Source organism: Brevundimonas sp. ZS04 (assembly GCF_001956865.1).
In the GTDB taxonomy this organism is placed as follows: Bacteria; Pseudomonadota; Alphaproteobacteria; order Caulobacterales; family Caulobacteraceae; genus Brevundimonas; species Brevundimonas diminuta.
Genome location: NZ_MTHE01000003.1, coordinates 241,224 through 265,804, shown reverse-complemented (window position 1 = coordinate 265,804; position 24,581 = coordinate 241,224). Strand labels below are relative to the sequence as shown.

The window sequence follows — 24,581 nt, the reverse complement described above, 5'->3', positions numbered from 1 at the left end:
GGCGCTCTCCTAGACGTAACTGAGCACAAGGCCGTGGGACAACTTCACCCACCCGTCGATCAGCACGAACAACAGCAGCTTGAACGGTAAGGAGACGGTGGTCGGCGACAGCATCATCATCCCCATCGCCAGCAATATGTTGGACACCACCAGGTCTATGATCAGGAAGGGCAGGAAGATCAGGAAGCCGATCTGAAACGCTGTCGCCAGCTCCGACACGGTGAAGGCGGGCACGACGACCAGGAAGTCCCGCGCGGTGATCTCGGCGCGCTTTTCAGGCGTCGAGATGCGCTGGGCGGTGCGCAGGAAGAAGGCGCGCTCGCGCTCGGACGAGTGCTTGATCAGGAAGTCGCGCAAGGGCTCCTTGGCGCTATCGGCATAGGCGAACAATTGCTGGGTGTCGCTGAGGGCGGCGGTGGGCGGCATGTGGTTGGTGGACTCGGCCATGCGCTGGCCGACCGGGAACATGACGTAGAGCGTCAGGATCAGCGCCATGCCGTTCAGCACGATGTTCGGCGGCACCTGCTGCAGGCCCAGGGCGTTGCGCAGCAGGGACAGCACCACCACGATCTTGGTGAAGGACGTCACCATCACCGCCACGAAGGGCGCAAGCGCCAGCAGGATGACGGTGACGAGCGCCGATCCCGGCGAGAACTGGGACAGGTCCATGTCAGACGGCCTCCTTCGGGTCGGCGACGGCGTCGATCAGCACGGCGTAGGCCTCGCCCAGGGACACCAGGCGGCCGCGCGCGAAGGCCTGGCCGGCGCTGCGCAGGGTGACGCGCATTTCGGCGTCCAGTCCGGTCAGGGGCAGGATGGCGCCGGGGCGCAGCTCGGTCAGGGTCTTCAGCGGTACGGCGGTCTCGCCCAGATCGACCGTCACGGCGATCGGCGTGTCGGCCCCCGGCGTCAGTCCGTGCTCGTCTTCGGCAGGCGGGGCGGCGGCCTCGGTCATGCGGCTTTCCTTGCGTTGATGGGTGAAGTTTCGGGACGCGGGGTCGAACAGGCCGACGGCCGTCCCGCCGGGAACCGACAGACGCGCGGACCAGGCCCCGGCCAGAGCGGGGATCAGCAGCAGGTCGCCCGTGTGCAGGCTCGACAGATCGTCGGGCGACAGGCGCGGCCCCTCGATGAGCAGGCGGATCGGCAGGGGCAGGTTCAACCCCGACGCCTGATCGCCGACACGGCGCAGGCGCAGGGCCAATGCGGGCGGCAGGGACAGGCGCGCCTCATGCAGCGTGCGTTCGCCGTCGCTGAGGCGGACCTCGACGTGCGCCGCATCGAACGTGTCGGAACGCACGCCGACAGGCGTCAGCGCTTTGGCGCCTGCGTCTTCCAGCGCCGCCAGCAGCGGCTCCAGCGTCGAGACGGCGGCCAGCAGGGCGGCGTGGTCGCCGTTCTCGAAGGCCGCGCCGTCGATCGTCAGGGGCGCGACACGGACGGGGCCGTGCGGCGTGGCGAAGGCGACTTGCTCACCGACGAAGGCCTCGTCGCGATCGGGGATCAGAACGCTGACGCGCAGTTCGTCCAGCATCAGACCGTCCAGCGCGGCGACGGCGGCGGCGCGGGCGCGCACGGTCGGCTCGTCCAGCCGGGGCGGGCGCGCGGGCGCGAGCGAGGAGGGCAGGGCGTCCAGGGCCACGCTCACGCCTCCTCGACCTGGCCGGACACCGCCATGCGTACCAGATGGGTCAGGGTCGGCGCCTCCATCTTGGTCATGATGCGGGCGCGGTGCAGTTCGACCGTCTTGGGGCTGATGCCCAAGTCATAGGCGATGACCTTGTTGTAGGAACCGGCCACGACCAGATCCATGACCTCGCGCTCGCGCGCGGTCAGGCGAGCCAACCTTTCCTGATAGGCGAGGGACAGCGGGGAAGCGGTTGTTTCGTCTTCTGTTTCTGATGGCGTCGTGCGGAAGGCCAGGGCGATGGCCTCTTCCAGCGCCTTCTCCTGAAAGGGCTTCTCCAGGAAGGTGACGGCGCCGCGCCGCATGGCCTCGACCGCCAGGGGCACGTCGCCGTGGCCGGTCATGAAGATCACCGGCTGATCCAGCCCGCGCTCGCGCGCCGCCTCCATCAACTCCAGCCCCGACATGCCCGGCATCCGCACGTCCAGCAGGAAGCAGGCGGGTTCGACCGGGCGCTCGACCATGGCCTCCAGGAAGGCGGCGGGTTCTTCCCAGCACTCGACCTCATAGCCCAGGCTTTCCAGCCACCAGGCGGCGGACTGGCGGAACTCGGCGTGGTCGTCGACCAGGCAGATGCGGCCGGACGGCCCATCAGCCGGTGTTGCGACGGCGCTCATGGGCGGGCCTCCTCAGTCGGGGTTTCGGCCGCGGCCAGCGGCAGGGCGATGTGAAAGACGCTGCCGCCCGCCTCGCCGGGCGTGAACCACAGGCGACCGCGGTGCAGTTCGATGATCGAGCGGCAGATGCCCAGGCCGACGCCCATGCCGCCGCTGCGGGTGCTGAAGAAGGGCGAGAAGACGCGGGCGGACGCTTCTTCCGGCACGCCCGGCCCGGTGTCGGTCAGGGTCAGCTCGATCTGGCGCGCGTCGAGGCTGTGACGCGCCTCTATGGTGAGCTCGCGCCGGGGCAGGTCGACGCCGCGCATGGCGTCCAGGGCGTTGCGCGCCAGATTGACCAGCACCTGCTGGATCATGACCGGATCGCCCAGAACAGCGGGCAGGTCCGGCGGCGTGGCGGCGCGCGCCGTCACCCGGTCGCGGGTGATCTCCCAGTCCAGCAGATCCAGGGTGTTGCGAGCCAGGCGGGCCAGATCCAGCCGCTGCACCTGGGGTTGGCGCTGATCGACGAAGGTGCGGACGCGCTGGATCACGCCCGAGGCGTAGAGCGCCTGTTCGGTCGCGCGGTCCAGGGCCTCGGCGCCGGTCTCGAGCGTCAGGGCGCCGCGTTGCAGCCGCGCCTTCAGCCCGCGCAGGATGTTGGCGATGGAGCCGATCGGCTGGTTCAGCTCATGGGCGATCATGGTGGCCATCTCGCCGACCGACAGCACGCGCGAGGTGGTCAGCAGCTCCTCGCGGTCGGCCAGGTGGCGTTGCTGGGCCTCCTGACGCTCGGCGGCGTCGGACAGCTCCAGGAAGACTAGGCCGTCGGACAGGGCCAGACGCGCGTCATGCACCCGACGGCCGCCCGGCTGGACGATCAGGGCGTCCGAGGCGCCCTCGCGCCGCGCCGCCGCGATCGCCTCGGACAGGCCGGGCAGGCGGCATTCGACGGCCGACAGGGCCTCGCTCTCGCGCCATTCGGGGAAGGCGGCGACGAAGGCGGGAGAGCGCCACGTCAGGCCGCGCGCATCAAAGGCGGCGGCGCAGATGTTCAGCGCCGACAGGGCGGCGTCGGTCCATTGCGGCGCGTCGAGCGGGCGAAGGGCGACGGTCATCGGCGCGCCTCCGGGGCGCGGGCGGCTAGGGAAGTCCCGCATGGCGAGGGCGCGCCGATGCGCCTAGATTGGCGGTCTAGCGTGGAGCGTTCCACGTCGAGGAGACCGCCATGACCACGATCCGCACCGACAACACGCCCCTGTCCGGCGTCTGGTCGCGCGATCTGTCGGCCTCGACGCCTCTGGGCGCCGAGGCGCGGGCTCACGGTCGCGGCGGCCAGGCCTTCGGCGACTTCACCGCCTTCGCCGGCGACGACGTGCGCGTGCGGGTGTCGGATCGGCTGGACATGGACGCGGCCGCCCGCGCCATCGCCAATCATCTGACTGAAACCCGCGACAACGGCTTCGGCTGAGGCTATGCCTCGGTCATCGTGACCGATCTCGTTCTCAAGGCTGAACCCGACTGGGCCGGCGCGGCTCAGGCCCTGATCGACGGGCTGAATGGCCAGTCGACGCCCGATGCGCGCGTCACCGTACTGCAGCGCGTCTGCGACGGTCTGGGCGAGGCCCTCTATCCCGGTTTCGTCAAGCTGCTGGCCGCCGTGGCGCGCTTCGGCGACGAGGAGGCGCGGAGGCTGGCCGCCGACGCCCTGGCCCGCGCCCTGACGACCGATCGCCTGCCCGCCACGCGCCTGCCGGCCTGGGGCGCAGCGGCCTTTTCGAGCCTGTCCGGCCCCGGCGGGGGGCTGATGACCAACGCCCGCAGCGTGGGGCCGCTGGAGTTCCTGTGCGTCTGGCTGACCCGCGACGTGGTGGGCCAGCCGCTGGAGGACGAAGCGTTCGGGCGCGCGGCCGCCCTGGTCCTGACCCTGATCCAGACCTCGCCCGAAGCGGCGCGCCTCTATGCCGGAAAGCTGGCGGCGGACGCCGACAGCCCGACCGAGGGACTGCACAATCGCCAGAGCCGCCGTCTGGTGCGGCTGACCGCCGAGGGGCTGGCGGCGGGTCGCGCACCGGCCGAGACGGCGCGCGTCGTGCTGGACGCCGCCCGCGCCGATCGCGACCAGGGCCGCTGGGATTTCACGCCGCGCTGAGATCATGGCTCACCGCACCCCGTCCGGCGGGCGATGCTCGCTGTCGGCATCGGCGGGGGCGACGCGCACCTCGGACACGGCCACGCCGCGCGCCTCCAGCCGACGGCGCATCAGCTCCAGCGCGCGCTCCAGCTCGGGCGTCGGCCGCTGGTGGGCGGCCAGTTGCAGCGTCAGGCCGCCGTCGGCCAGCCGCATCACCCCGAACCCGGCCAGGGCGAGGGTCCGGTCGGTGAACTGCACCTGCATGCCCTTGGCGGCCTCGGCCTGGGCCGCCAGCCACGCCTTCTCCATCATCGACGCCATGGCCTCGACGTCGCCGGTGAAGCCCGCCGCTGCGGCGGGACCGCCCTGGACGGCGTTCAGGCCGGTCGCCCCCGCAATGTTGTTCAACTGGCCCTCGGCCTTGTCCGCCTTGTCGTCGGCCTTGGCCTCTTCGCGCGGCGCGTCGTGGGGGCGGTCGCGGACGGGTTCGGCGTCCTCGTCGCGGCGGGCGAAGCGGGGCTGGCGCTCGCCGGCTTCGAGCGCATGGCGGCGCGCGGCGGCCTGGTCCAGGGCCGCCTCGAAGGCGCCGCCGCTCCAGGCCGAGGGGGCGGGGCCGGCGGATCGCGCGGAAGGCGCGGGCCGGGCGGGGGCGGAGTTGTTCACGGCGTCGGCCATCAGGCGCGGCCTCCCATAAGCAGTTGCAGGCGCGGGCGGCCCCGTTCCTCGAAATCGAGCTGTTCCTGGTCCTCGCGGCGTCCGGCGCGCTGGGCCACGGCGCGGCGCAATTGGCCGTCGACGGCGTCGTGGCGGGCCGTGGCGCGCATCAGGGCGCGCAGGGCCTGATCCCGTTCAGCCTGGGCGGCCTCGACCGCCCGCTGATCTTCGGCGCGGGCCTCTGTTTCGGCCTCGCGGCGGTCGGCGATCAGGCCGCGTCGCGATAGGGCGCCTTCGATCAGGCGCGCGTCGCCGCCCGCGCCCGAGGCGAACCATTCGTCCAGGGTCTCGATATGGCGGCCGAGGGCGGCGATAGATTCCTCGCGCGCCTGCAACGCCGTCTGCGCCCGCGCCAGGGCGTCTTGGGCGACGGCGACCAGACGGCGCGCGGCCTCGACCCTCTGCGCCCGCAGCCGGGCCAGACGCCGCAGCAGGGTGATGCGGTCGCGCCCGCTCATGACGCGGCCTCAGCCAACTGGGCCAGGGCCGCCTCCGCCGCCACGCCTTCATACGCGCCCTGCTGCAACAGGCCGCGAAGGGCGGGCATCCGCTGCACGGCCTCGTCGGCCAGGGGATCGCCGCCGGGTTTGTACTCGCCGATCTGCAGCAGGAACTCGATCTCGGCGTATTTGGCCAGCCAGGCGCGGACCTTGCCCGCCGCCGCCTGATGCTCGGGCGAGGTCACGCGGGGGAAGACGCGGCTCAGGCTCGTCAGAGGGTCGATGGCCGGATAGTGGTTCGCCTGCGCCAGCTTGCGCGACAGATAGACGTGGCCGTCCAGGATGGAGCGGACCTCCTCGCCGATCGGGTCGCCGCCTTCCTCGTCCTCGATCAGCACGGTGTAGAAGGCGGTGATGGAGCCGCCCTCGATCGCGCCCGCCCGTTCGAACAGTCGGGGCAGTTCGGCGAAGACCGACGGCGGAAAGCCGCGCCGCACGGCCGGTTCGCCGACTGACAGGCCGATCTCGCGCAGCGCGCGGGCGAAGCGGGTGACGGAGTCCATCTGCAGCATGACACGCAGGCCCTGGGCGCGGAAACCTTCGGCGATGGCGGTGGCGGCGTGGGCGGCGCGGACGCGCTCCATCGCCGGGCGGTCGGAAGTGGCGACCACCACGACCGAGCGGGCCAGGCCTTCCGGCCCCAGGCTGTCGTCGAGAAACTCGCGCACCTCGCGCCCGCGTTCGCCGATCAGGGCGATGACGTTGACGTCGGCGGCGCAGTGGCGGGCGAACATTCCCATCAGCGTCGACTTGCCGCCGCCCGCCATGGCGAAGACGCCGACCCTCTGTCCCACGCCGACGCTCAGCAGCGTATCGACCGCGCGCACGCCGGTCGGGAACAGGGCGCTGATCGGCGGGCGGGCCAGCGGATTGGGCGCGTCGGCGTAGACGTCGCGCAGGGCGACCGGCCCGGCGATGGGGCCCAGGCCGTCCAGCGGGCGGCCGAAGGCGTCGATGACGCGGCCCAGCAGGCCGGGGCCGCTGGGGACTTCGGTCCGGTCGTCGGCGGCGATGACCTCGGCTTCGGGACCGAGGCCGTTCAGGCTGGTCAGGGGCGTCAGTATGGCTGCGCCGTCGCTCAGGCCCACGACCTCGGCCTTGACCACGGGGCCGCCGGCGGGGTCGCGGATCTCGACCTGCTGGCCGATGCGGGCGTTCAGTCCCGTGGCGCGCACGGTGGTGCCGAAGGCCTGAACGACCCGACCGCGCCGGTCCAGGGTGAGGGCGCGGCGCAGGGCGTCGTGCAGGCGCAGTTCGACGGCGTCGTGGCTCATGCGGCGCGCCCCCGCTCAAAGGCGCGCTCCAGGGCGGCGAGCTGGACTTCAAGTCCGGCGTGGCTGCGTCCGGCGGCGGTTTCGATGACGCAGTCGCCGGGGGCCAGGGCGTCGTCAGGGCGCACCTCGATCGCTGCGCCGATGGGCCACAGGCGGGTCGAGACGGCGCCGACGCCGTCGGGCGCGACGTGAACCACGACCGGCGCCTCGGGCAGGACGTCTTTCACCGCCCGCTCGGCCAGGGCCGCCAGCACGGCCTCGGGCGCCAGTTCGGCGGCGATGCGGCGCACCACGTCCAGCGCGAGGCGTCCGGCGGTCTCGCGCAGGCGCTCGCGTTCGGCCTCCATCTCGCGGTGCAGGCGGGCGGCGCGTTCGGCCACGTCGCGCGCGGCGGCGGTCAGCCCGGCCTCATAGCCGGCGGCGTAGCCGTCGGCGCGGCCCGCCTCGCCCTCGGCGGCGCGATGGGCTTCGACCTCGGCCAGCCGCGCCTGGGCCTGGGCCAGAAGGTCGACGGCCGTTTCGACGACGGCGCGTTCCTTGCGGCGAATGACGGGGCGGTCGGTCAGCAGGGCCGCGTCGGGTGCGGCGGCGATCAAGTGAAAACTCATGCGGCGATCCCGCAGAGGGTCAGGGCCAGACGGCGGGCGGCCTGGGCCTGGTCGGCGTCGAGGCGCAGCAGGGGCGGGGCCAGGCCGTCGGCCAGGCGTCGGGCCGTCTCGCCTGACAGACCGGCCAGCAGGGCGGCGGCGCCCAGACCTTCCAGCGCCTCGGCGTCCAGCGCGCCGACCGGCGGCGTCTCGGGTCGCTGGGCGGGCGGCAGGGCCAGGACGGCGTCCAGCGCGCCCTCGCCGATGCTGCGTCCGACGACGCCGAGCATCCGTCCGTCGATGCTGGCCGCCAGCCGCTCGGCCAGCAGCACGGCGCCGCAGGTCGCGGCCAGACGGCGACGCTCGTTCAGCGGCAGGGCGGACCAGGCGGGCGCCTTCAGGATTGCGGCGTAGTCCACCGGCGCGCGCGGCGGCGACAGTCGGCGGGCCAAGGCGCGGGCGCGCGGCGAGCGCGCGGCGTCATCGGCGCCGTCGAGGGCGCGGGCCCGGCGCCACAGGGCGGCGCGTTCGGTCCTGGCGGCGTCCGGCGTCAAGCCTCGCCTCGCTTGGCGTCTGCCTTGGCGCGCGGCTTGGGTCGCCGATAGAGGCCGTAGATGCCCAGTCCCGCCGCGCCCAGGATCAGCACGCCCAGCGGCAGGCTGAGCTGGGTGACGGCCGGCGCCTGCGGCTGGGTCAGGACTTCGGACGCTGGGAAGGCGACGACCGTGACCTTGTCGTAGGGCAGACCCTCGATCGAGTTGACCACCAGGGCCTTGATCGAGCCGGTCTGGGCCGAGATGTCGTAGTCGGGCCGATGCTTGATGAAGACCGAGGCGGAGGAGGGCGGCTTCTCCTGCGCCAGGGGATCGCTTTCCGGCACGGCGATGTGGACGCGCGCCTGCACCACGCCGTCGATGGAGGAGATGGTCTGGCCCAGCTCCTGCTGCAGCGCGTACATCATGCGCATACGCTGCTCCATCGGCGAGGAGACGAAGCCCTCCTTCTGGAAGACCTCGCCCATGCTGGCGAAGTTCTGGCGCGGATAGCCCCGGTCGTGCAGCAGGGCCACCGCGCGGGAGAAGTCGCCGCGATCCGCCTTCAGCACCCAATTGTCGCCGTCGCGGGTCTTGGAGGCGTCCAGCCCCTGAGCCTTGAGCACGGCGACCATCTCATTGGCGTCGCGTTCCGTCAGGCCGCCGTAAAGCTCCTGCTGGCCGCAGGCGGCGAGCAGGAGGGCTGCGCCCGCGAGGGCGGCGAGCGATCGGATTCGCATGACCGCCTCCCTCAGGACTGTTGCCGGAACAGCTGCTGCAGGCCGTCCGAGGTGCGGTTGGCCATGTTGGAGGTGAGCTGGCAGTTGAACATGAACTCGTGCGCGCGGACGGTCATCATGACCATCTCGCCCGGCGTCATGCCGCCGGCCTTGCCCTCGGCGGCCTGGGCCAGGGCGGCGAGGTCCGAGGCCTGACCGTTCACCTGCTCCAGGGCGCCCATCATGGTCTTCATGACGCCGTTGGGCTCGGTCGGGGCGGCCGAAGCCGACAGGGGCGTGACGTGCAGCAGGTTTTGGAACTGCACCGCCTGACTGAGGGTGGCGTTGTAGGCGACGTCGATCTGCTGCGTCTGGGGTTGCAGCATTTCGGGCGGCATGGCCGCTGCGGCGGCCGAGGCTTCGAAGGACATGGGCCCCTCCTGTTGAAATGAAGGGCTCAGTTCTTGCGAGCCATGGTCTCCAGCGCCTTGCCGACGGAGTCGGTCGAGGTGGAGGAGGAGTTGGCCATGAAGTTCATGCGCATCGACTCGGCGGTCAGCATGGCCATGGTCGAGGGCTTGTCCTCGCCGCCCGGTCCGATCTGCTCGGACAGTTCGACGATGCGGCCGGCCTGGGCGTCCAGGGTCTGGCCCCAGGAATGGGCCATGGCCTCGAACCAGGAGCCGGGGCGGGCCTTGTCGCGCTCGCTGTTCAGGCCGGGCGAGACGGCCAGCATGCCGAGGCCGTTCAGACTTTGGGATGACATGGGTATTCTCCTTTTGGGCTGGGGTCAGAAGTTGAGTTCGGAACGGGAGCCGTTGCGTTCGACCAGGACGCGGGTGTCCTCGATCGAGACGATGCGGTGGCCGGTCGGCAGGACGGCGCCGGGGAAGTAGCGGGCGCCGTCGGCGGTGGTGACGTGGCCGCGCTCGCCGCCGATCACCGACACCACCCGCTTGCCGCCGCCCTGCTGAATGTCTTCGAAGCGGCCGCCCTCGTCGGCGCCGGGCAGCATGCTGACGTCGATGCGGCGCAGGCCCTTGATCTCGCCCATGGCCAGACGCTCCAGGCGGGCGGCCTCGTCCGGGTCGCTGCCGGTGACGTCCAGCCGCACCATGCCCGCGCCGACCGAGCGTGCGGCCGCCTTCACGCCGTTGGCGAGGTAGAGCTCCTCGACCTGACGGGCGATGCCGTCGTGGGTCTGAAGCTCCAGGCGGGGGCGCCATTCGCGGGCGGCCAGGATGCGTTGCAGGCGCACGCGCTCGGCGTCCGAGGCCAGCATTCCCTCGATGCGCAGATCGCCCGCCTCGGTCTTGGTGACGACCAGCTTGTCGAACCCTTCCTCCGACAGGACGGCCTGGACCTTGGCGGGCTTGGGCTGCGACTTGGGCCAGGCCGGGACGCCCGTGCTGATGGCGAACAGGGCCGAGGCGGTGATGACGGCGATCAGCAGAACCGGAACGAACTTGGCCGAGCGCGACACCAGGGCGTTGGTGTTGTTCAGCAGATATTGCCAGTTGCGGCCGTCGCCAGCCGGGGCGTCGTCCTCATCGCCGTCGTCGTCCGGCAAGGGGCGGGCGGCGGCTAGGATGCGTTCGGCCTCGCTCCAGCGCGGGCTCTCGGCCTCGCCGATGGCGACGGCGTTGTCGCCGATCAGCAGCGGCAGATAGAGGGGCAGGATGGCCTGGGCTGGGGCGGTCAGCTCATGCCCCAACAAAGTCACGGAACCGGACGTCAGATCCAGGTCGGCGGCGTCCGCCCGCGCCTTCAGCGTCAGCCGCACTCCCTGGGCGCTGGCGTCGCGCAGCACGATGTCGGCGTCGAGGTCATGGCCCACGGCGATGACGCGGCCCCGCTCCAATGGCGCCGAGGCGCCGCGCACGCGCCCGGCCAGGACGCGAAGGACCAGGCTTTCGATCTCGGGTGCGGCGACGGCGTCGGCGGGCATGGCGGATCAGTCCTTGGCCGGTTCATAGGGGGTGAAGCCGGGCGGCGGCGCTTCGCGCACGGCGACGATCGGCGTGGCGGCCGGGGCGGGCAGAGGGTCGTTCGGCGCCGACCCCTGGTTGAAGCCCATGCGCGAACCGCCCTTGGGCAGGGCCGGGGCGGCCGGCAGGGGCTGGGTCTCGGGCGAGCCGGGAATGGCGCCGAAGTCCAGGCGCGGCGCAGGCGCTTCCTCGCCGATGGAGGCCAGACGCGGCGTGATCAGGAACAGGCGCTCGATCCGGCCCGTCGAACGCTCCGAGCGGCGGAACAGCAGGCCCACCGCCGGTATGTCGCCCAGCACCGGCACCTTGGTCACGGCGTTGACGTCCTGCTGCACCACCATGCCGCCCAGCAGCAGGCTCTGCCCTTCCAGGATCATGGCCTGGGTGTTCAGGGCTGCGCGCTGCACGACCGGGATGTCGTCGACGTCGGCGTCGGTCAGGGAGCCGTCCTCGATCTGGATCTGCATCCGGATACGGGTCTGGTTCTGGTCGCGCAGGACGTGCGGCGTGACCTTCAGCGTGGTCCCGGCGGTGACGTTGTAGAGGTCGACGTCCCGCTCGCCTTCCAGGCCGACGTAGAAGCTGCGGGTGTTCTCGAACAGGGCCTGGACGTTCGACAGGGTGACGATCTGCGGCCGCGAGACGATGCGGGCGACGCCTTCATCCTCCATCGCCGTGATGCGCGAGACGAAGTAGTCGCCGTTGCCGATGATGGTGGAGATGGCCAGGCCGTTGTTGCGCGGGGTTATGTCCTGGCCCCGGCGCAGGCGTTCGTCGTTGCGCGTGCCGTCGCCGAACAGGATGCCGCCGCGACCGTCGTCGAAGCGCCAGCTGATGCCCAGCTGACGCGCGCGGGTCGTGTCGATGTCGATGATGGTGGCTTGAATTTCGAGAAGCTGCGGCTCCTTGTCCAGGGCGGCGATCAGCGCCTCATAAGCGCCCATGCGGTCGGCCGTGTCGCGCACGATGACGGCGTTCAGGCGCGTGTCGGCCTGGATGCGCGCATGCTGGACCGGCGCGCCGCCCGCCATCTGTTCGTCTGCCAGCGCCAGACCGAGCGTGTCCGGCGTGGGGGTGAAGCCGCCATCGACATAGCTGGCGTCCATCAGGCCGTTCTGCGCCGCGCCTTGCGACGCCAGGCCCTGACCGCGCAGGCCCCCGACGCGCGGCGAGCGGCGGGTCTCGATGCGCCGGGCGACGGCGCCGTTCGGGTCGTTGCTGACCATGGCGCGCAGGATGGAGGCGACGCCCGGAATGGTGACTTCGCTCTGGGCCGTCTCGAAGGTCACGTCATCGGCCCAGGCGTAGCGCAGGGTGAAGACGCGATACTCATAGGTCGGCTGGGCGGCTTCGGCGCGAGCGCCGGGGCCGGCCCGGGCGATCTCGTCGATCTGCTGGATGAAGCGGCGCGTGCCGTTGGCGATCAGCATCTGCCCGGCGGGCTGCAGGGTGTTGCGGCTGTCCAGCAGGCCCATTTCCTGCGCCGTGGCGCGCACGCGGCGCAGCATCTGCGGCGAGGCGGGGATCGACTGGCTGGTCAGTTCGGAGGTCTGATAGATGTAGACCGCCCCGCCGTCATAATAGGCCACCAGGTCGAAGGCGTCCGCCACCTGGCTGAAGATGGTCGAGGCCGGGCCGCTGAAGGCGCCGTTCACCGTGCCGCGCAGGTTGGGGCTGATGATGACCGGCACGCCCAATTGGCCGAAGAAGCTCTGCAGGAACTGACCCACCGGCTGCTCGCGCGGGGCGATCTGCAGCGTCTGGTTGCCGATCGGCGGATCGCCCGCCGCAGCGGGCGCGGACAGGCCGAGCAGCGTGGCCGCGGAGGCCATGGCCAGGAAGGCGGTCTTGAAGCCTTTGCGGGCGGTCGGCGTCTTGATCGTCATGCAGGGTCCGTCGTTTCAGGCCGCAGCGGCCGTGGAGGCGGGAGGAGCGGAAGGGGCGGGAACAGTCGCCTGCGTCGCCGCGTCGAGGTCGGGCAGGGCGACCCGGCCGACGATCTCGAGCTTCAGGCTGGGCAGCAGCTCGTGGAACGACAGGGCGGGCGTGTCGAACAGCTCGGGCTCGACCAGCTTGCGGATGTGACGGCGCAGGTCGATGGCGGCCAGCACGGCGTCGGCCTCCGTGTCGCGCACCGTCTTCTGCACAGCCTCGATGATCTGGCGGGCCATGTCAGGCTCCAGCGCCAGCTGTTGTCCGGCGCCGCCGACGCGGATGGATTCGCGCAGGTGCTTCTCCAGCGCGGGCTCCAGCACGGCGGCCTTCAGTACGCCGTCGGGGGCGTAGCGGTGGCTGATCTGACGACGCAGGGCCACGCGGGCGAACTCGGTCAGGGCCAGCGGATCCTTCTCGCGCTGACCGGCGTCGGCCAGGGATTCCAGGATGTCGCGCAGGTTGCGCAGCGGCACCTCTTCCTCGGCCAGGCGACGCATGATCTCGGCGATACGGGCCAGGGGCAGGGCGCGCGCGACCTCCTTGACCACCTCGGGATAGCTCTCGCCGGCGCGGTTCAGCAGGGTCGAGGCCTCCTGGATGCCGATGAACATTCCCGCATTGCGCCGCAGCAGGCCGCGCACGCCGGCCAGGGTCGCATCCAGCGCGTCCTCGGCCGGGCCAGGATCGCCCGCGCCCAGGGGCGCCTCGAACGCCATCAGCCGCCAGCGGTCCGACGCCTCGGCCGGGCCGTAGCGCACCGTCACGCGCGGCAGGGCCACGCCCAGCGACGCCTCGAACTCGTCCAGCAGGGTCTCCAGGGCGGCGGTCAGGCGCTCCGGATCGGTCGCGCGCAGGGCGCGGCCGTCGATCTCCAGCAGCAGAGGCGTCATGGCGGCGCTCTCGGTCGGCCGCGTCTGGGTCGAGGCGATGGGGCCGTCGGCTTCGGCGGCGGCGCGGCCGGTCAGGGCCTTGACCTTGCGCCCGGCGGATTTGCGCCAGCGCGGCTCGATCATGATGGAGGCGGTCATAGCCGCCGCGCCCAGCAGCAGGAAGACCACGGTCGGAAAGCCCGGCACCAGGGCCAGCAGCCAGCACATCCCGCCCGCGACCAGGAAGACCTTGGGCTGGGCCGACAACTGACGGTGCATCGAGGCGCCCAGGTGGGCGTCGGTCTCGGAATCCCCGCCGCGCGTCACCAGCAGGCCCGCCGACATGGCCGCCAGCAGGGCCGGGATCTGCATCACCATGCCGTCGCCGATGGTCAGGATGGAGTATTTCTGGACCGCCGCGCCGAAATCCATGCCGTTCTGCAACATGCCGACGGCCAGGCCGCCCAGCAGGTTGATCACCACGATGATGATCCCGGCGATGGCGTCGCCCTTCACGAACTTCATCGCGCCGTCGAGATTGCCGTTCAGCTTGCTCTCCATCTCGAGCAGGCGGCGGCGGCGCTTGGCCTCGTCCTTGTCGATCAGGCCCGAGCGCAGATCGGAATCGATCGACAGCTGCTTGCCCGGCATGGCGTCCAGGCTGAAGCGGGCGGCGACCTCGGCCACCCGTTCGGCGCCCTTGGCGATGACGATGAACTGCACGACGGTGATGATCAGGAAGACCACCAGGCCGACGACCAGATTGCCGCCCGCCACCATGTTGCCGAAGGTGTTGATGATCGCCCCGGCGTGGCCTTCCAGCAGGATCATCCGCGTCGTCGCGATCGACAGCGCCAGCCGGAACAGGGTCGTGATCAGCAGCAGGCTGGGGAAGACCGAGATGTCGACGATCGAGGCGATGTAGATCGACACCAGCAGCATCACCACGCCCGCGCTGATGTTGATGGCCACCAGGGCGTCGATCGCCAGCGAAGGCAGGGGCATGATCATCATGGCGATGATCGCCGCCACCCCCGCCACCAGGAACAGGTCCGAATAGCGGCCGACGCCTCCGCCGTTGTGGCGCAGGCCCAGCAGTTTCAGCGGGCTGGCGAAGGACATGGACGCGCCTTGTGGCTGCCGGCGGATCAGGCCGAACGGAGATCGTTGAGAGCTATCGGAAGGAGGAACGGCGGGCGGTGAGGAGCTGGTCGTAGCGAGCCATGACCTTGCGGACGTAGTCCTGGGTCTCGCGATAGGGGGGGATGTTGCGGCCGTAGCGCTGCACGGCGCCTTCGCCCGCGTTGTAGGCGGCCAGCACCAGGCGCAGGTCGTTGCCGAACAGGCCCTGAAGCGTCTTCAGGTAGCGCGAGGCGGCGCGGATATTGGTTTCCGGCTCGTGCAGCCGCATCTCGTCAGCGACGCCGAAGCGGCGGCCGGTGGCGGGCATCACCTGCATCAGACCGCGCGCGCCGACGGGGGAGCGGGCGTTGGGATTGTCGGCGGATTCGATGCTGATGATCGCCTGCAGCAGGGCCGGATCAATGTCGTGCTCGCGCGCCGCCGCGACGATCAGATCGCCGTGCGGCGTCCAGCTGCGATGCGCGCCCGCGCTGATCGTCGGGGAGCGGCGCGTGTAAAAAACAGCGGTTTCTGAGGAACCGATCACCTCGGTCGGCGACTGATTGTCATAGATCAGCAGTTGCTGGGCCGCCTGCGCCTCCCGCGGCGCGTGTGTCGAGCAAGGCTCTGATCCGAACGCTCCGCTTCCCAGCGCCAGGGAAAACTGGGTGACGGAAGCGGCTGAAGCGACCAGCTGTGATGAGGTGGCGCTGCAGTCTTCCGCAATTGCGGAATGATTCCATACAGTAATTATAAGTATTACTGTGCCTGTTACCGAGCAAAATTGTCTCACTTCGTATTTCGCCCGAAGCTATGTGAATTTCGATCTTGTGTGACAGCGATATTATTGCTCATGAATGTTGTCAACGAAATCGGTAATGAAAATTTTTGCCAGTAGGGTTAACCCTAGCTTGCTTTTTATCTGAAGCGATCAGAGTGCGGATAAAGAATAAGCTTGACCATAAGCTGGGCTGTTTCTGTATTCAGCAAGGCTTGTTTCTGGTGTTTTTTCTAGTTGTTCGATGAGGCGGAGCGCAGGTGGCGGAGAAGAACGACGGCGGCGACAAGACAGAGCGGCCGACGCCGAAACGGCTTCAGGACGCGCGCAAGAAGGGCGACGTCGCCAAGAGCAAGGACGTCGGCTCTACCGCCGTGCTGCTGGCCTGGCTGCTGGTCGGCCTGATGCTGGCGGGGGCGGTGTTCGAGAATTTCGCCGCCCTGTTCGACGACGTGTTCCGCGTGATGGACCAGCCCTTCGGCGACGCCTTCGAGCAGGTCGCCTGGTCGGCGGCGCGGCGGTTCGTCTATCTGACGGCGCTGCTGCTGTTGCCGGTGGCCCTGTTCGCGTCGCTGATGGAGTTCCTGCAGACCGGGCCGGTCTTCACGCTGGAGAAGATGACGCCCAAGCTGGATCACCTGAACCCCGGCGAGGGGTTGAAGCGGATGTTCAACACCGACAACCTGTTCGAGGTGGCGAAATCGCTGGTGAAGACGGCTCTGCTGCTGGGGCTGGCGGGGCTGATCCTGTTCGGCCAGTTCGATCGCATTCTGCGCTTGCCGGCGGCCCAGCCGGGCGAGGTGCTGGGCGCGTTCGGCGCGGCGGGGTTTCACCTGCTGGGCTGGACCCTGGTGGTCTTCGTCTTCGTCGCCATCCTGGATTCGGCCTATCAGCGCTTCAGCTTCATGAAGCGGCTGCGGATGAGCCGCCGCGACATCCGTCAGGAAGCCAAGGACATGGAGGGCGATCCCACGGTCAAGGCGCGGCGCCGCGAACTGGCCCAGGAATGGGCCCAGTCCAGCGCCGTCGGATCCGTGCGCGGGGCCGCCGCCCTAGTGGTCAATCCGACCCACATCGCCGTGTCCCTGGCCTATGATCCCGGCGAGCACGTGGTGCCGGTGGTGGCGGGCAAGGGCGACGGCCTGATCGCGCGCGCCATGCGCGGCATGGCCGAGCGCGAAGGGGTGCCGATCATCCGCAACGTCCCCCTGGCCCGCGCCCTGCACGAACAGGTGCCGGTCGAGGCCGTGGTGCCCGAGGACATGTTCGCCGCCGTCGCCGAAGTGATCCTGACCGCGCGCCGCCTGCGCGATGAAGCGGCGCGCGGCGAGACGCTCGACCCGGTCGACCTGTCGGACGAAGGCGAAGGACTGGGCGACGCCGCCGGGTCCGAGGACGCTTTCCGCCGCGCGCCCCTCTTTCCCGCCATGCCGGACGACGGCGTGGCTTCCGCCTCGGAGACCCGATGACGCCGCTCGCCTTGCTGATGGACTTCCTGACCGTTCTGGTCGCCCTGGCCCTGGTGCTGGGGCTGGCCTTCTTCTCGATCCGCATGTTGAAGAAGGTTCAGAGCGGCGCTCCCAGCGGCGATGAGATCCGCTTCATTCGCTCGCTGCCGCTGGGAACGCGCGAGCGGGCGACGGTGGTGGTCTGGCGCGACGAGGTGCTGCTGCTGGGCGTCACGGCGGGCGGGATCACCGTTCTGGACCGCCGCGCCCGCACGCCCGAAGAAATCGCTGAGGACGCCGCTCGCGCTGAGGCTGCGCGGGCCCAGACGGCGGCCGTCGCCGCCCGCGTTCCGCCGCGCCTGCGCCGCTGGCTAGGGAAGTCCCTAGCTGGGGAACGGCCTGACTACCGAGGATAGGGGACGAGTGGTTTCGTGAGGTCGTCGGGTTTCCGGGCGAGGCGCCTGGCCGGCGAACCGGAAACGCACACTTATTCGGAGAAAGATCATGTTCGGCATCGGCGGCGGCGGCTTCAACATCGGCAGCCTGGTCAGCACGGCGGCCCTGGCGGTCGCCACGGGCGGCACTTCTGTCGCGCTTCAGGCGGCTCTTTCGACTGTTATGCAAACGGTGGGCAGCCAGATCCTGCAGCAGGTCGGCCAGCAACTGGGGTTGCCGCAGTCGGTTATTGATCTTGCTCAGGCTGCTTTCGCGGGCGCTACGGGTAATCCAGCTGGCGTTGCTTCAAATCTTCAGGAAGCGACTCAGGGCGTATCTGATCTGTTTGGCGCCACACCGTATCAGGCTGGCGAATTCCATCGTGCGAGCGAAGACTTCGTCCAGAAGATGTCGAACATGATCATCGACGGCATGAAGAATGAGAATGAAAAGGCGGCTTCGGCAGGCGGTGTAGGCAACGCCAACGGCCAGTCATTCCTAGTCCGCCTCGGCATCGCTCTAGGTTCGGTGCTTGATCAGAAGATGGATCGAATGATGGCGATCTCGCGCGAAATCGCCGGGCTCGGTAAGATTGATCAGAACAATCAATCCAAGCTGGCTGGGTTGACGGGTGAAATGCAAGGTATTGGTCAAGAGTATGGCTTGGTTTCCAACGCCCTGAACAATACGCAGAAAGCGATTGGTGAAGGAAATAAAACCCTGGCTAGCAAGAACGGTTAAGACCGATCGCGCTGATTGGGACAGATTGTCGGCTAAATTCGCAGCCACTCTCAGGAGTGGCTGCGTTGGCGATTTAGAGCAGAGGCTGTGTAGGATGAAGTTTGAACGTTTCTGTAAGTCATTGATTCCGATGATCGGTGTCATGAGTTTGGGGCTGACTTATCCTGTGATCGCTCAATCCTATATGCCGATGGGCAGCTTTGAAGCGGTCGCCTATCCGGTCGCTATAACGCCTCTTCCGCTGAACACCTCCGGGGCTCGTTCGGGCGCAACTGGCGCTGCTGCCGCGCCGCGCCGCGCTGAGCCTGTCGTGCAGACGACGTATCGTGCTCAGTCCGCAGTTACTCAGCGAGTCAAACGCCAGTTTACTGAATTCGTTGGACGCAATGGCGGGGACGCGGCCGGACTGACGGTGGCCATGGAACGTGAGGACTTTTTTGCACGTTGGGGGCGTCACGTATCGTCATATGGCTTACGTCGCGGGGATGCCGCCGACGCCATGACCGCTTACTGGATGATCAACTGGCAGATAGCCAATGATGTGACCGATGTGAGCCGCAGTCAGGTGCTGGCGGTCAAGCGTCAGGTTCTTGCAGGCATGGGGGCGGACGCTGGATTCAGCCGTTTGAACGATGCTGAAAAGCAGGAAATGGCAGAGGCTCTGATCCTCAATTTCATCATTCAGAGCGTTGCCTATGAAGACGCTATGAAGGCGAATGACGCGGCGATGAAGGGGCGACTTCAAAGCGCTGCCGTCGCGCGATTCAGAAATGAGACGGGGGTCGACTTGCGACGTATCCGACTGACCGAGACGGGCTTTTCCTCTTGAAAGGGGCAGGGCGACAGCCCGAAGGCCAATCCCGCGTCTGAAGTTTCGCATGATCCGTCGTCTTTGGGCCTTCTTGCCTATGGGGCGGCCGGATTGGCGACAGGAGCCTTGTTCGTTGCGGCGGTCTGGGCCGTGATGCGTCGGCGACGCCAGAGTTAGGATGCTTGCTATGAAGTATTTGGCGGTCATGGCGGTCATGGCTTGCGCGGCGGCAAGCGCGCCGATGGCTCGCGCCCAGGACTACGCCTTTCAAGGCTTTGCGACCGCGGACGCAATAAACCAGATGCACGCCGCCATGCGTGACAATATGACGGAGCCGTCCTCTGAGCCGCGACCGCCTGAGCGCAGCCGTGTCGCGGCGGTTACGACCTATCGCTCGACGCCGGCTGTATCGACGCGCGTTCAGTCTCAGTTTGCTGACTTCATCGAGCGCACGGCAGGGCGCGAAGCCGCTGAACGGACGCGTTCAGCTTTTCAGAGCGGCGACCCGATCACCAGTTGGGCGGGCATCGTGCGTGAGGATGGCCTGCGTACTGGTGATCTGGCCGACGCCATGGCGGCCTATTGGATTCTCAATTGGATCATGGCCAATCAGGGCGACAACAACCGGACCCAGGCGCTGGCCGTTCGCGATCAGGTGCGCGGGGTTATCGGCGGGTCGCCCGCCGTGGCGCGACTGGGCGATGCGGGGCGTCAGGAGATGGCCGAGGTGCTGATGCTGAACTTCCTGGTGCAGCAAGCGACTTATGTGGATGCGATGAAGCGGGGCGATCAGGCGATGATGCGGCGTCTGGGCGATGCGGCTGTTGCGCGGTTCCGTAAGGAGATGGGTGTTGATCTGCGTCGCTTGCAGTTGACCGACGGGGGCCTGGTGTCTGCCTCTTGAAAGGGGCCGGGCGAGAGCCCGAAGGCCAATCCTTCAACTGAACCGCCAGCGACGTCTATGGGCGCGCGAGTTTTCGGCGTCGCGGGTTTGGCGGGCGCCGGTCTGATCGCTTTGGCGCTGTGGGCTATGGGGCGGCAGCGAGGTCGACAATAACATGAGCGAACTCTCCTAGGCGTCGGTCGACGTGAACTGATCGGCCTTGATGTTTTCCGCGTATCCCGGCAACTTCGTATACGATTTTGCGTCGGGAGAGTGATGTGAGCGTGTTTGAGGCCCAGGAGACGGTGGCCCTGTCGATTGACGAGGTGCTCGCCCTGTCGCGGCGGGTGCTGACGGGGGCGGGACTGTCGGTTCCGCACGCCGAGACGGTGGCCCGCGCCATCACGGCGGGCGAGCGGGACGAGTGCGCCTCGCACGGGCTTTACCGGCTGCCGGGGTGCGTCATGACGATCCGCTCGGGCAAGCTGTCGCTGGATGCGGAGCCGGTGATCAAGGATGCGTCGCCAGCTCTGGTGCGGGTCGATGCGCGTCATGGCTATTCCCTGCTGGCGTTCGAGCGGGCGGCGCCATTGTTGGCGCAGAAGGCCAAGGCGGTCGGGGTGGCGGCGCTGGTCATCAACAACTGCTTCCATTTTTCCGCCCTGTGGCCCGAGATCGAGCAACTGACGGAAATGGGCGTGGCGGCGCTGGCCATGACGCCGAGCCATTCGTGGGTGGCGCCGGTGGGCGGTAAAAAGGGGCTGCTGGGCACCAATCCGATCGCCTTCGGCTGGCCGCGTCCGGGGCCGTATCCTTACGTCTTCGACTTCGCCACCAGCGCCATCGCGCGCGGGGATATGGCGTTGCACGATATCGCCGGAAAGCCGATCCCCGAGGGCTGGGGCGTGGACGCCGAGGGGCGGCCGACGACAAATGCCCGCGCGGCGCTGGACGGCGCCATGCTGACCTTCGGCGGACACAAGGGCTCGGCCCTGTCGACCATGATCGAGCTGATGGCGGGGCCGCTGATCGGCGACCTGACCAGCCGCGAGTCGATGGCCTTTGACGACGGCGCCAAGGCGGCGCCCATGCATGGCGAACTGATCCTGGCCTTTGATCCTGCCATCATGGGCGGGGGCGACGCCGAGGCGAACGCCGCGCGGGCCGAGGCCCTGTTCGCCGCCTTCGCGGATCAGGGCGCGCGGTTGCCGTCGCAGCGTCGCTATGAAGCGCGGGCGCGCAGCCTCAAGCATGGGGTGCGCACGCCCAAGGTGCTCTATGATCAGATTCAGGCCTTGGGTTTCTGAACTCTTCCTTCCTTCTGACGACACCGACGCACGGACGAAAGACACGCCATGACTGCGACCATCGAACTGAGCCACTGGATCAACGGCGAACGCCGGGGGGCGGGAACGGTCGAGAGCCTGAACCCGTCCGACACGCGTGAGGTCGTGGCTCTGGCGCCCGAAGGCGGTGCGGCCGAGGTCGATGAGGCGGTGGCGGCGGCCTCGGCGGCGTTCGACGGCTGGGCGGGCGCTTCGCCCGAGGCGCGGTCGGACGTGCTGGACCGGGCCGGGACGCTGCTGATGGAGCGGCGCGAGGCGGTTGGCCGTCTGCTGTCGCGTGAAGAGGGCAAGACCCTGGCCGAGGGCATCGGCGAGACGGCGCGCGCCGCTCGCATCCTGAAGTATTTCGCCGGAGAGGCCCTGCGCCTGCACGGCCAGAACCTGGCCTCGACCCGGCCGGGGGTGGAGGTGCAGACCTATCGCCAGCCGGTCGGAGTGTTCGGCCTGATCACGCCGTGGAACTTCCCCATCGCCATTCCGGCATGGAAGGCGGCGCCCGCGCTGGCCTTCGGCAATACGGTGGTGATGAAGCCCGCCAGCCATACGCCCGCGACGGCGGAAGCCCTGGTCGCCATCCTGCATGAGGCGGGCCTGCCCAAGGGCGTGCTGAACCTGGTCATCGGCGGCGGCCGGGTGGGGCAGGCCATCGTCGACCACAAGGATGTGGCGGGCGTCAGCTTCACCGGCTCGCAAGGGGTCGGGGCGGGCGTCGCCGCCGGGGCGGCAGCGCGTCAGGCGCGGGTGCAGCTGGAGATGGGCGGCAAGAACCCGCTGATCGTGCTGGACGATGCCGACCTGGACCGGGCGGTGAACATCGCGCTGGACGGCAGCTTCTTTGCGACGGGGCAGCGCTGCACGGCCTCCAGCCGTCTGATCGTGCAGGACGGAATCCACGACCGCTTCGTGTCGGCGCTGGCCGAGAAGGTCGCCGCATTGCGCGTCGGTAACGCTCTTGATCCTGACACTCAGGTCGGTCCGGCGGTCAGCGAGGCCCAGCGCGAGACCTCCTATCGCTATATCGACATCGCCGCGTCGGAGGGCGGGCGCGTCGTCACCGGCGGCGGTCGCCTGAACCGCCAGGCGCCCGGCTGGTACGTCGAACCGACCCTGATAGTCGACACCGACCCGGCCATGCGCATCAACAATGAAGAGGTGTTCGGCCCGGTCGCCTCGACCATCCGGGTCAAGGACTATGAAGAGGCGCTGGCCGTCGCCAACGGCGTCGAGTTCGGCCTGTCGGCGGGTATCGTCACCCAGTCGCTGAAGCACGCGCGCGATTTCCAGCGCCGCGCCAAGGCAGGCATGACCATGGTCAATCTGGCCACGGCGGGCGTCGACTATCACGTGCCGTTCGGCGGCACGAAGGCCTCGTCCTACGGTCCGCGCGAGCAGGGCTTTGCGGCGGCCGATTTCTTTACCCTGACCAAGACCAGTTACAGCGCCGCATAGGCGAACTTCGCTTGACTTCGCTCCAGATCAGATATCGTATACGAAAATAAATCTGTTTGAGGAGGCGTATCTTATGGCTGGGGCGAAGTTGGACTGGACCGGGGTGATCCCGGCGGCGACCACGCAATTCGATGAGGGACTGGCGGTCGATCTGGACGCCACCCAGACGGTGCTGGACGGCCTGATCAAGGACGGCGTCGACGCCATCATCGTCATGGGCACGGTCGGCGAGAACAACTCGCTTGAGCCCGAGGAAAAGCGCGCCGTGCTGAAGGCGGCGGTCGAGGTCGCTGACGGCCGCGTGCCGATCATCACCGGGGTCAGCGAACTGACCACGGCGCGGGCCGAACGCTACGCCAAGGACGCCGAGGATATCGGCGTGGACGCCCTGATGGTGCTGCCCGCCATGGTCTATGTGCCGACGCAGGCGGAGCTGGAGGCCCACTTCCGCGCCGTGGCGGCGGCCAGCGGCCTGCCCAACATGCTCTACAACAACCCGCTGATGTATCGTCAGACGCTGAACAACGACGACCTGCGTCGTCTGTCGGACGTGCCGAACATCGTGGCCCTGAAGGAAAGCGCCCCGGACTCGCGACGCATCACCGACATCTTCAACGAACTGGGCGACCGTTACGCGGTCATGGTCGGTCTGGACGATGTGGCGCTGGAAGGCATGATCCTGGGCGCCAAGGGCTGGGTGTCGGGCCTGACCAACGCCTTCCCCGAAGAGTCCGTGGCCCTGGTCAGGGCGGTCAAGGACGACGACATCGCCCGCGCACTGGAGATCTATCGCTGGTTCATGCCGCTGCTCCACCTGGATTCGGTTTCAGATCTGGTCCAGTCGATCAAGCTGTCCGAGACGATCATGGGCCGGGGAACCGAGCGGGTCCGCATGCCGCGCATGCCGCTGGCGGGCGCGCGCCGGGCCGAGGTCATCGCCATGGTCGAGAAGGCGGCGGAAACGCGCCCGATCGGCTCGGGCAAGGCCGTGAAGATCGTCTGATCGGGATACTGAATGCGCGACGTCTTCTTCTGCATTGACGGTCATACCGCCGGCAACCCGGTTCGCCTGGTCGCCGGCGGCGCGCCCTTGTTGTCAGGGCGCAGCATGGCCGAGCGGCGGCTGGATTTCCTCAGCCGTTACGACTGGATCCGCACCTCGCTGTGCTTCGAGCCGCGCGGCCACGACATGATGAGCGGCGGCTTCCTGTATCCGCCCACCCTGCCGGACGCGGACGCGGGCATTCTCTTCATCGAGACCAGCGGCTGCCTGCCCATGTGCGGCCACGGGACCATCGGCATGATCACCTTCGGCATCGAGCACGGCCTGATCCGGCCGCGCACGCCGGGGCGGCTGAAGGTCGAGGTTCCGGCGGGCGTGCTGGACATCGCCTATGAGACCGAGGGCGACCGCGTGACCTCGGTGCGCATCCGCAACGTCCCGGCCTATCTGGCGGCGGAAGGAATCGAGATCGAGGTTCCGGGCCTTGGTCCGCTGAGCGTCGATGTCTCCTACGGCGGCAACTACTACGCCATCGTCGAGCCGCAGGGCGCTTACGCTGGGCTGGATGATCTGGGCGCCAGCCGCATCATCGAACTGAGCGGCCTGGTGCGCGAACGGGTGCGGGCGGCCTTCCATCCGGTCCACCCGGACGAGCCGTCGATCAACGGCGTCAGCCACGTCCTGTGGGCCGACAGGCCGAAAGGGCAGGGCGCCGACGGCCGCAACGCCGTCTTTTATGGCGACAAGGCCATCGACCGCAGTCCGTGCGGCACCGGCACCTCGGCGCGGCTGGCCCATCTGCACGCCAAGGGGCGGTTGAAGGTTGGCGACGCCTTCGTCCACGAAAGCTATATCGGCAGCCGCTTCATCGGCCGGGTCGAGGCCGAGACGACGGTGGGCGATCAAAAGGCGATCGTGCCTTCGATCGAAGGGGCCGCCATCGCCACAGGCTTCAACACCATCTGGGTGGATCGCCGCGATCCCTTCTGGGCCGGCTTCCAGGTGGTCTGACGTATTCCACATCGCAAT

27 protein-coding genes are annotated in these 24,581 nt (G+C 68.8%); 11 read left to right on the top strand and 16 right to left on the bottom strand.

Annotated features, from left to right (window positions below; all coding sequences use genetic code 11):
* Nucleotides 1-9: 9 nt before the first annotated feature.
* The 4 genes from sctR to BJP32_RS06045 are packed head-to-tail and all read right to left on the bottom strand — an operon-like array spanning nt 10 to nt 3,401.
* Nucleotides 10-669 (bottom strand): type III secretion system export apparatus subunit SctR, encoded by a 660-nt coding sequence (gene sctR / locus BJP32_RS06060; protein ID WP_076223256.1) that lies wholly within the window; start codon nt 667-669, stop codon nt 10-12.
* 1 nt (nt 670) lies between these two features.
* On the bottom strand, nt 671-1,642 hold the full coding sequence (locus tag BJP32_RS06055; RefSeq protein WP_046653643.1) for a FliM/FliN family flagellar motor switch protein: 972 nt from the start codon (nt 1,640-1,642) through the stop codon (nt 671-673).
* A gap of 2 nt (nt 1,643-1,644) precedes the next feature.
* On the bottom strand, nt 1,645-2,304 hold the full coding sequence (locus BJP32_RS06050; protein ID WP_046653641.1) for a response regulator transcription factor: 660 nt from the start codon (nt 2,302-2,304) through the stop codon (nt 1,645-1,647).
* Nucleotides 2,301-3,401, bottom strand: a complete 1,101-nt coding sequence (locus BJP32_RS06045; RefSeq protein ID WP_052748065.1) for a sensor histidine kinase — start codon at nt 3,399-3,401, stop codon at nt 2,301-2,303. The genes BJP32_RS06050 and BJP32_RS06045 overlap by 4 nt, the downstream gene beginning before the upstream one ends.
* Before the next feature lie 110 nt (nt 3,402-3,511).
* On the opposite strand from BJP32_RS06045, the gene BJP32_RS06040 reads away from it, so the two are divergent.
* Both BJP32_RS06040 and BJP32_RS06035 read left to right on the top strand, forming a co-directional pair.
* The gene (locus BJP32_RS06040; protein ID WP_046653640.1) at nt 3,512-3,754 is read left to right on the top strand and encodes a hypothetical protein; all 243 of its coding nucleotides are present in this window, start codon (nt 3,512-3,514) and stop codon (nt 3,752-3,754) included.
* A gap of 18 nt (nt 3,755-3,772) precedes the next feature.
* On the top strand, nt 3,773-4,435 hold the full coding sequence (locus BJP32_RS06035) for a hypothetical protein (protein WP_046653639.1): 663 nt from the start codon (nt 3,773-3,775) through the stop codon (nt 4,433-4,435).
* A gap of 9 nt (nt 4,436-4,444) precedes the next feature.
* Here BJP32_RS06035 and BJP32_RS06030 read toward each other — a convergent pair whose 3' ends face one another.
* The 12 genes from BJP32_RS06030 to BJP32_RS05975 are packed head-to-tail and all read right to left on the bottom strand — an operon-like array spanning nt 4,445 to nt 15,205.
* Entirely contained in the window at nt 4,445-5,092 is a 648-nt protein-coding gene (locus tag BJP32_RS06030; RefSeq protein ID WP_076223254.1) for a hypothetical protein, read from the bottom strand.
* On the bottom strand, nt 5,092-5,589 hold the full coding sequence (locus BJP32_RS06025; RefSeq protein ID WP_046653636.1) for a hypothetical protein: 498 nt from the start codon (nt 5,587-5,589) through the stop codon (nt 5,092-5,094). Before BJP32_RS06025 ends, BJP32_RS06030 begins: the two co-directional genes overlap by 1 nt.
* Nucleotides 5,586-6,905, bottom strand: coding sequence for a FliI/YscN family ATPase (locus BJP32_RS06020; RefSeq protein ID WP_046653635.1), 1,320 nt, complete (start codon nt 6,903-6,905; stop codon nt 5,586-5,588). The genes BJP32_RS06025 and BJP32_RS06020 overlap by 4 nt, the downstream gene beginning before the upstream one ends.
* The gene (locus BJP32_RS06015; RefSeq protein ID WP_052748064.1) at nt 6,902-7,513 is read right to left on the bottom strand and encodes a FliH/SctL family protein; all 612 of its coding nucleotides are present in this window, start codon (nt 7,511-7,513) and stop codon (nt 6,902-6,904) included. Before BJP32_RS06015 ends, BJP32_RS06020 begins: the two co-directional genes overlap by 4 nt.
* Complete coding sequence (locus BJP32_RS06010; protein WP_052748063.1) at nt 7,510-8,046, bottom strand: hypothetical protein; 537 nt, start codon at nt 8,044-8,046, stop codon at nt 7,510-7,512. Before BJP32_RS06010 ends, BJP32_RS06015 begins: the two co-directional genes overlap by 4 nt.
* Nucleotides 8,043-8,765 carry a type III secretion system inner membrane ring lipoprotein SctJ gene (sctJ, locus tag BJP32_RS06005; protein WP_003164555.1) on the bottom strand — a complete coding sequence of 241 codons (723 nt, stop codon included), beginning with the start codon at nt 8,763-8,765 and terminating at the stop codon, nt 8,043-8,045. The genes BJP32_RS06010 and sctJ overlap by 4 nt, the downstream gene beginning before the upstream one ends.
* Nucleotides 8,766-8,776: 11 nt before the next feature.
* Nucleotides 8,777-9,175 (bottom strand): hypothetical protein, encoded by a 399-nt coding sequence (locus BJP32_RS06000; protein ID WP_052748062.1) that lies wholly within the window; start codon nt 9,173-9,175, stop codon nt 8,777-8,779.
* A gap of 26 nt (nt 9,176-9,201) precedes the next feature.
* A complete protein-coding gene (locus BJP32_RS05995) occupies nt 9,202-9,510 on the bottom strand; it encodes a hypothetical protein (protein ID WP_112999251.1) in 309 nt (102 codons plus the stop codon).
* A 24-nt stretch (nt 9,511-9,534) separates the two neighbouring features.
* Nucleotides 9,535-10,692 carry a hypothetical protein gene (locus BJP32_RS05990; RefSeq protein ID WP_046653630.1) on the bottom strand — a complete coding sequence of 386 codons (1,158 nt, stop codon included), beginning with the start codon at nt 10,690-10,692 and terminating at the stop codon, nt 9,535-9,537.
* Between the two features lie 6 nt (nt 10,693-10,698).
* The gene (gene sctC, locus BJP32_RS05985) at nt 10,699-12,618 is read right to left on the bottom strand and encodes a type III secretion system outer membrane ring subunit SctC (protein ID WP_046653629.1); all 1,920 of its coding nucleotides are present in this window, start codon (nt 12,616-12,618) and stop codon (nt 10,699-10,701) included.
* Between the two features lie 15 nt (nt 12,619-12,633).
* Entirely contained in the window at nt 12,634-14,658 is a 2,025-nt protein-coding gene (locus BJP32_RS05980) for a flagellar biosynthesis protein FlhA (protein ID WP_052748061.1), read from the bottom strand.
* A gap of 52 nt (nt 14,659-14,710) precedes the next feature.
* Nucleotides 14,711-15,205: a lytic transglycosylase domain-containing protein gene (locus BJP32_RS05975; RefSeq protein WP_052748060.1), complete on the bottom strand. Its 495-nt coding sequence runs from the start codon at nt 15,203-15,205 to the stop codon at nt 14,711-14,713.
* Between the two features lie 491 nt (nt 15,206-15,696).
* Here BJP32_RS05975 and BJP32_RS05970 point away from each other — a divergent pair, with 491 nt between their 5' ends.
* From BJP32_RS05970 to BJP32_RS05930, 9 genes are all read left to right on the top strand, one after another.
* The gene (locus BJP32_RS05970; RefSeq protein WP_076223252.1) at nt 15,697-16,905 is read left to right on the top strand and encodes a flagellar biosynthesis protein FlhB; all 1,209 of its coding nucleotides are present in this window, start codon (nt 15,697-15,699) and stop codon (nt 16,903-16,905) included.
* Nucleotides 16,902-17,300 carry a flagellar biosynthetic protein FliO gene (locus tag BJP32_RS05965; protein WP_052748058.1) on the top strand — a complete coding sequence of 133 codons (399 nt, stop codon included), beginning with the start codon at nt 16,902-16,904 and terminating at the stop codon, nt 17,298-17,300. Before BJP32_RS05970 ends, BJP32_RS05965 begins: the two co-directional genes overlap by 4 nt.
* A gap of 88 nt (nt 17,301-17,388) precedes the next feature.
* Complete coding sequence (locus BJP32_RS05960) at nt 17,389-18,060, top strand: hypothetical protein (protein WP_003164562.1); 672 nt, start codon at nt 17,389-17,391, stop codon at nt 18,058-18,060.
* Between the two features lie 94 nt (nt 18,061-18,154).
* The gene (locus tag BJP32_RS17080) at nt 18,155-18,889 is read left to right on the top strand and encodes a DUF6683 family protein (protein WP_143255425.1); all 735 of its coding nucleotides are present in this window, start codon (nt 18,155-18,157) and stop codon (nt 18,887-18,889) included.
* A gap of 169 nt (nt 18,890-19,058) precedes the next feature.
* Nucleotides 19,059-19,775 carry a DUF6683 family protein gene (locus BJP32_RS05950; protein WP_076223251.1) on the top strand — a complete coding sequence of 239 codons (717 nt, stop codon included), beginning with the start codon at nt 19,059-19,061 and terminating at the stop codon, nt 19,773-19,775.
* A gap of 257 nt (nt 19,776-20,032) precedes the next feature.
* Nucleotides 20,033-21,061, top strand: a complete 1,029-nt coding sequence (locus BJP32_RS05945) for an Ldh family oxidoreductase (protein WP_046653625.1) — start codon at nt 20,033-20,035, stop codon at nt 21,059-21,061.
* A gap of 48 nt (nt 21,062-21,109) precedes the next feature.
* A complete protein-coding gene (locus BJP32_RS05940; protein WP_046653623.1) occupies nt 21,110-22,549 on the top strand; it encodes an aldehyde dehydrogenase family protein in 1,440 nt (479 codons plus the stop codon).
* Nucleotides 22,550-22,622: 73 nt separating this feature from the next.
* Entirely contained in the window at nt 22,623-23,552 is a 930-nt protein-coding gene (locus BJP32_RS05935; RefSeq protein ID WP_046653622.1) for a dihydrodipicolinate synthase family protein, read from the top strand.
* A 12-nt stretch (nt 23,553-23,564) separates the two neighbouring features.
* Nucleotides 23,565-24,563 carry a 4-hydroxyproline epimerase gene (locus BJP32_RS05930; protein WP_046653621.1) on the top strand — a complete coding sequence of 333 codons (999 nt, stop codon included), beginning with the start codon at nt 23,565-23,567 and terminating at the stop codon, nt 24,561-24,563.
* Nucleotides 24,564-24,581 lie beyond the last annotated feature (18 nt).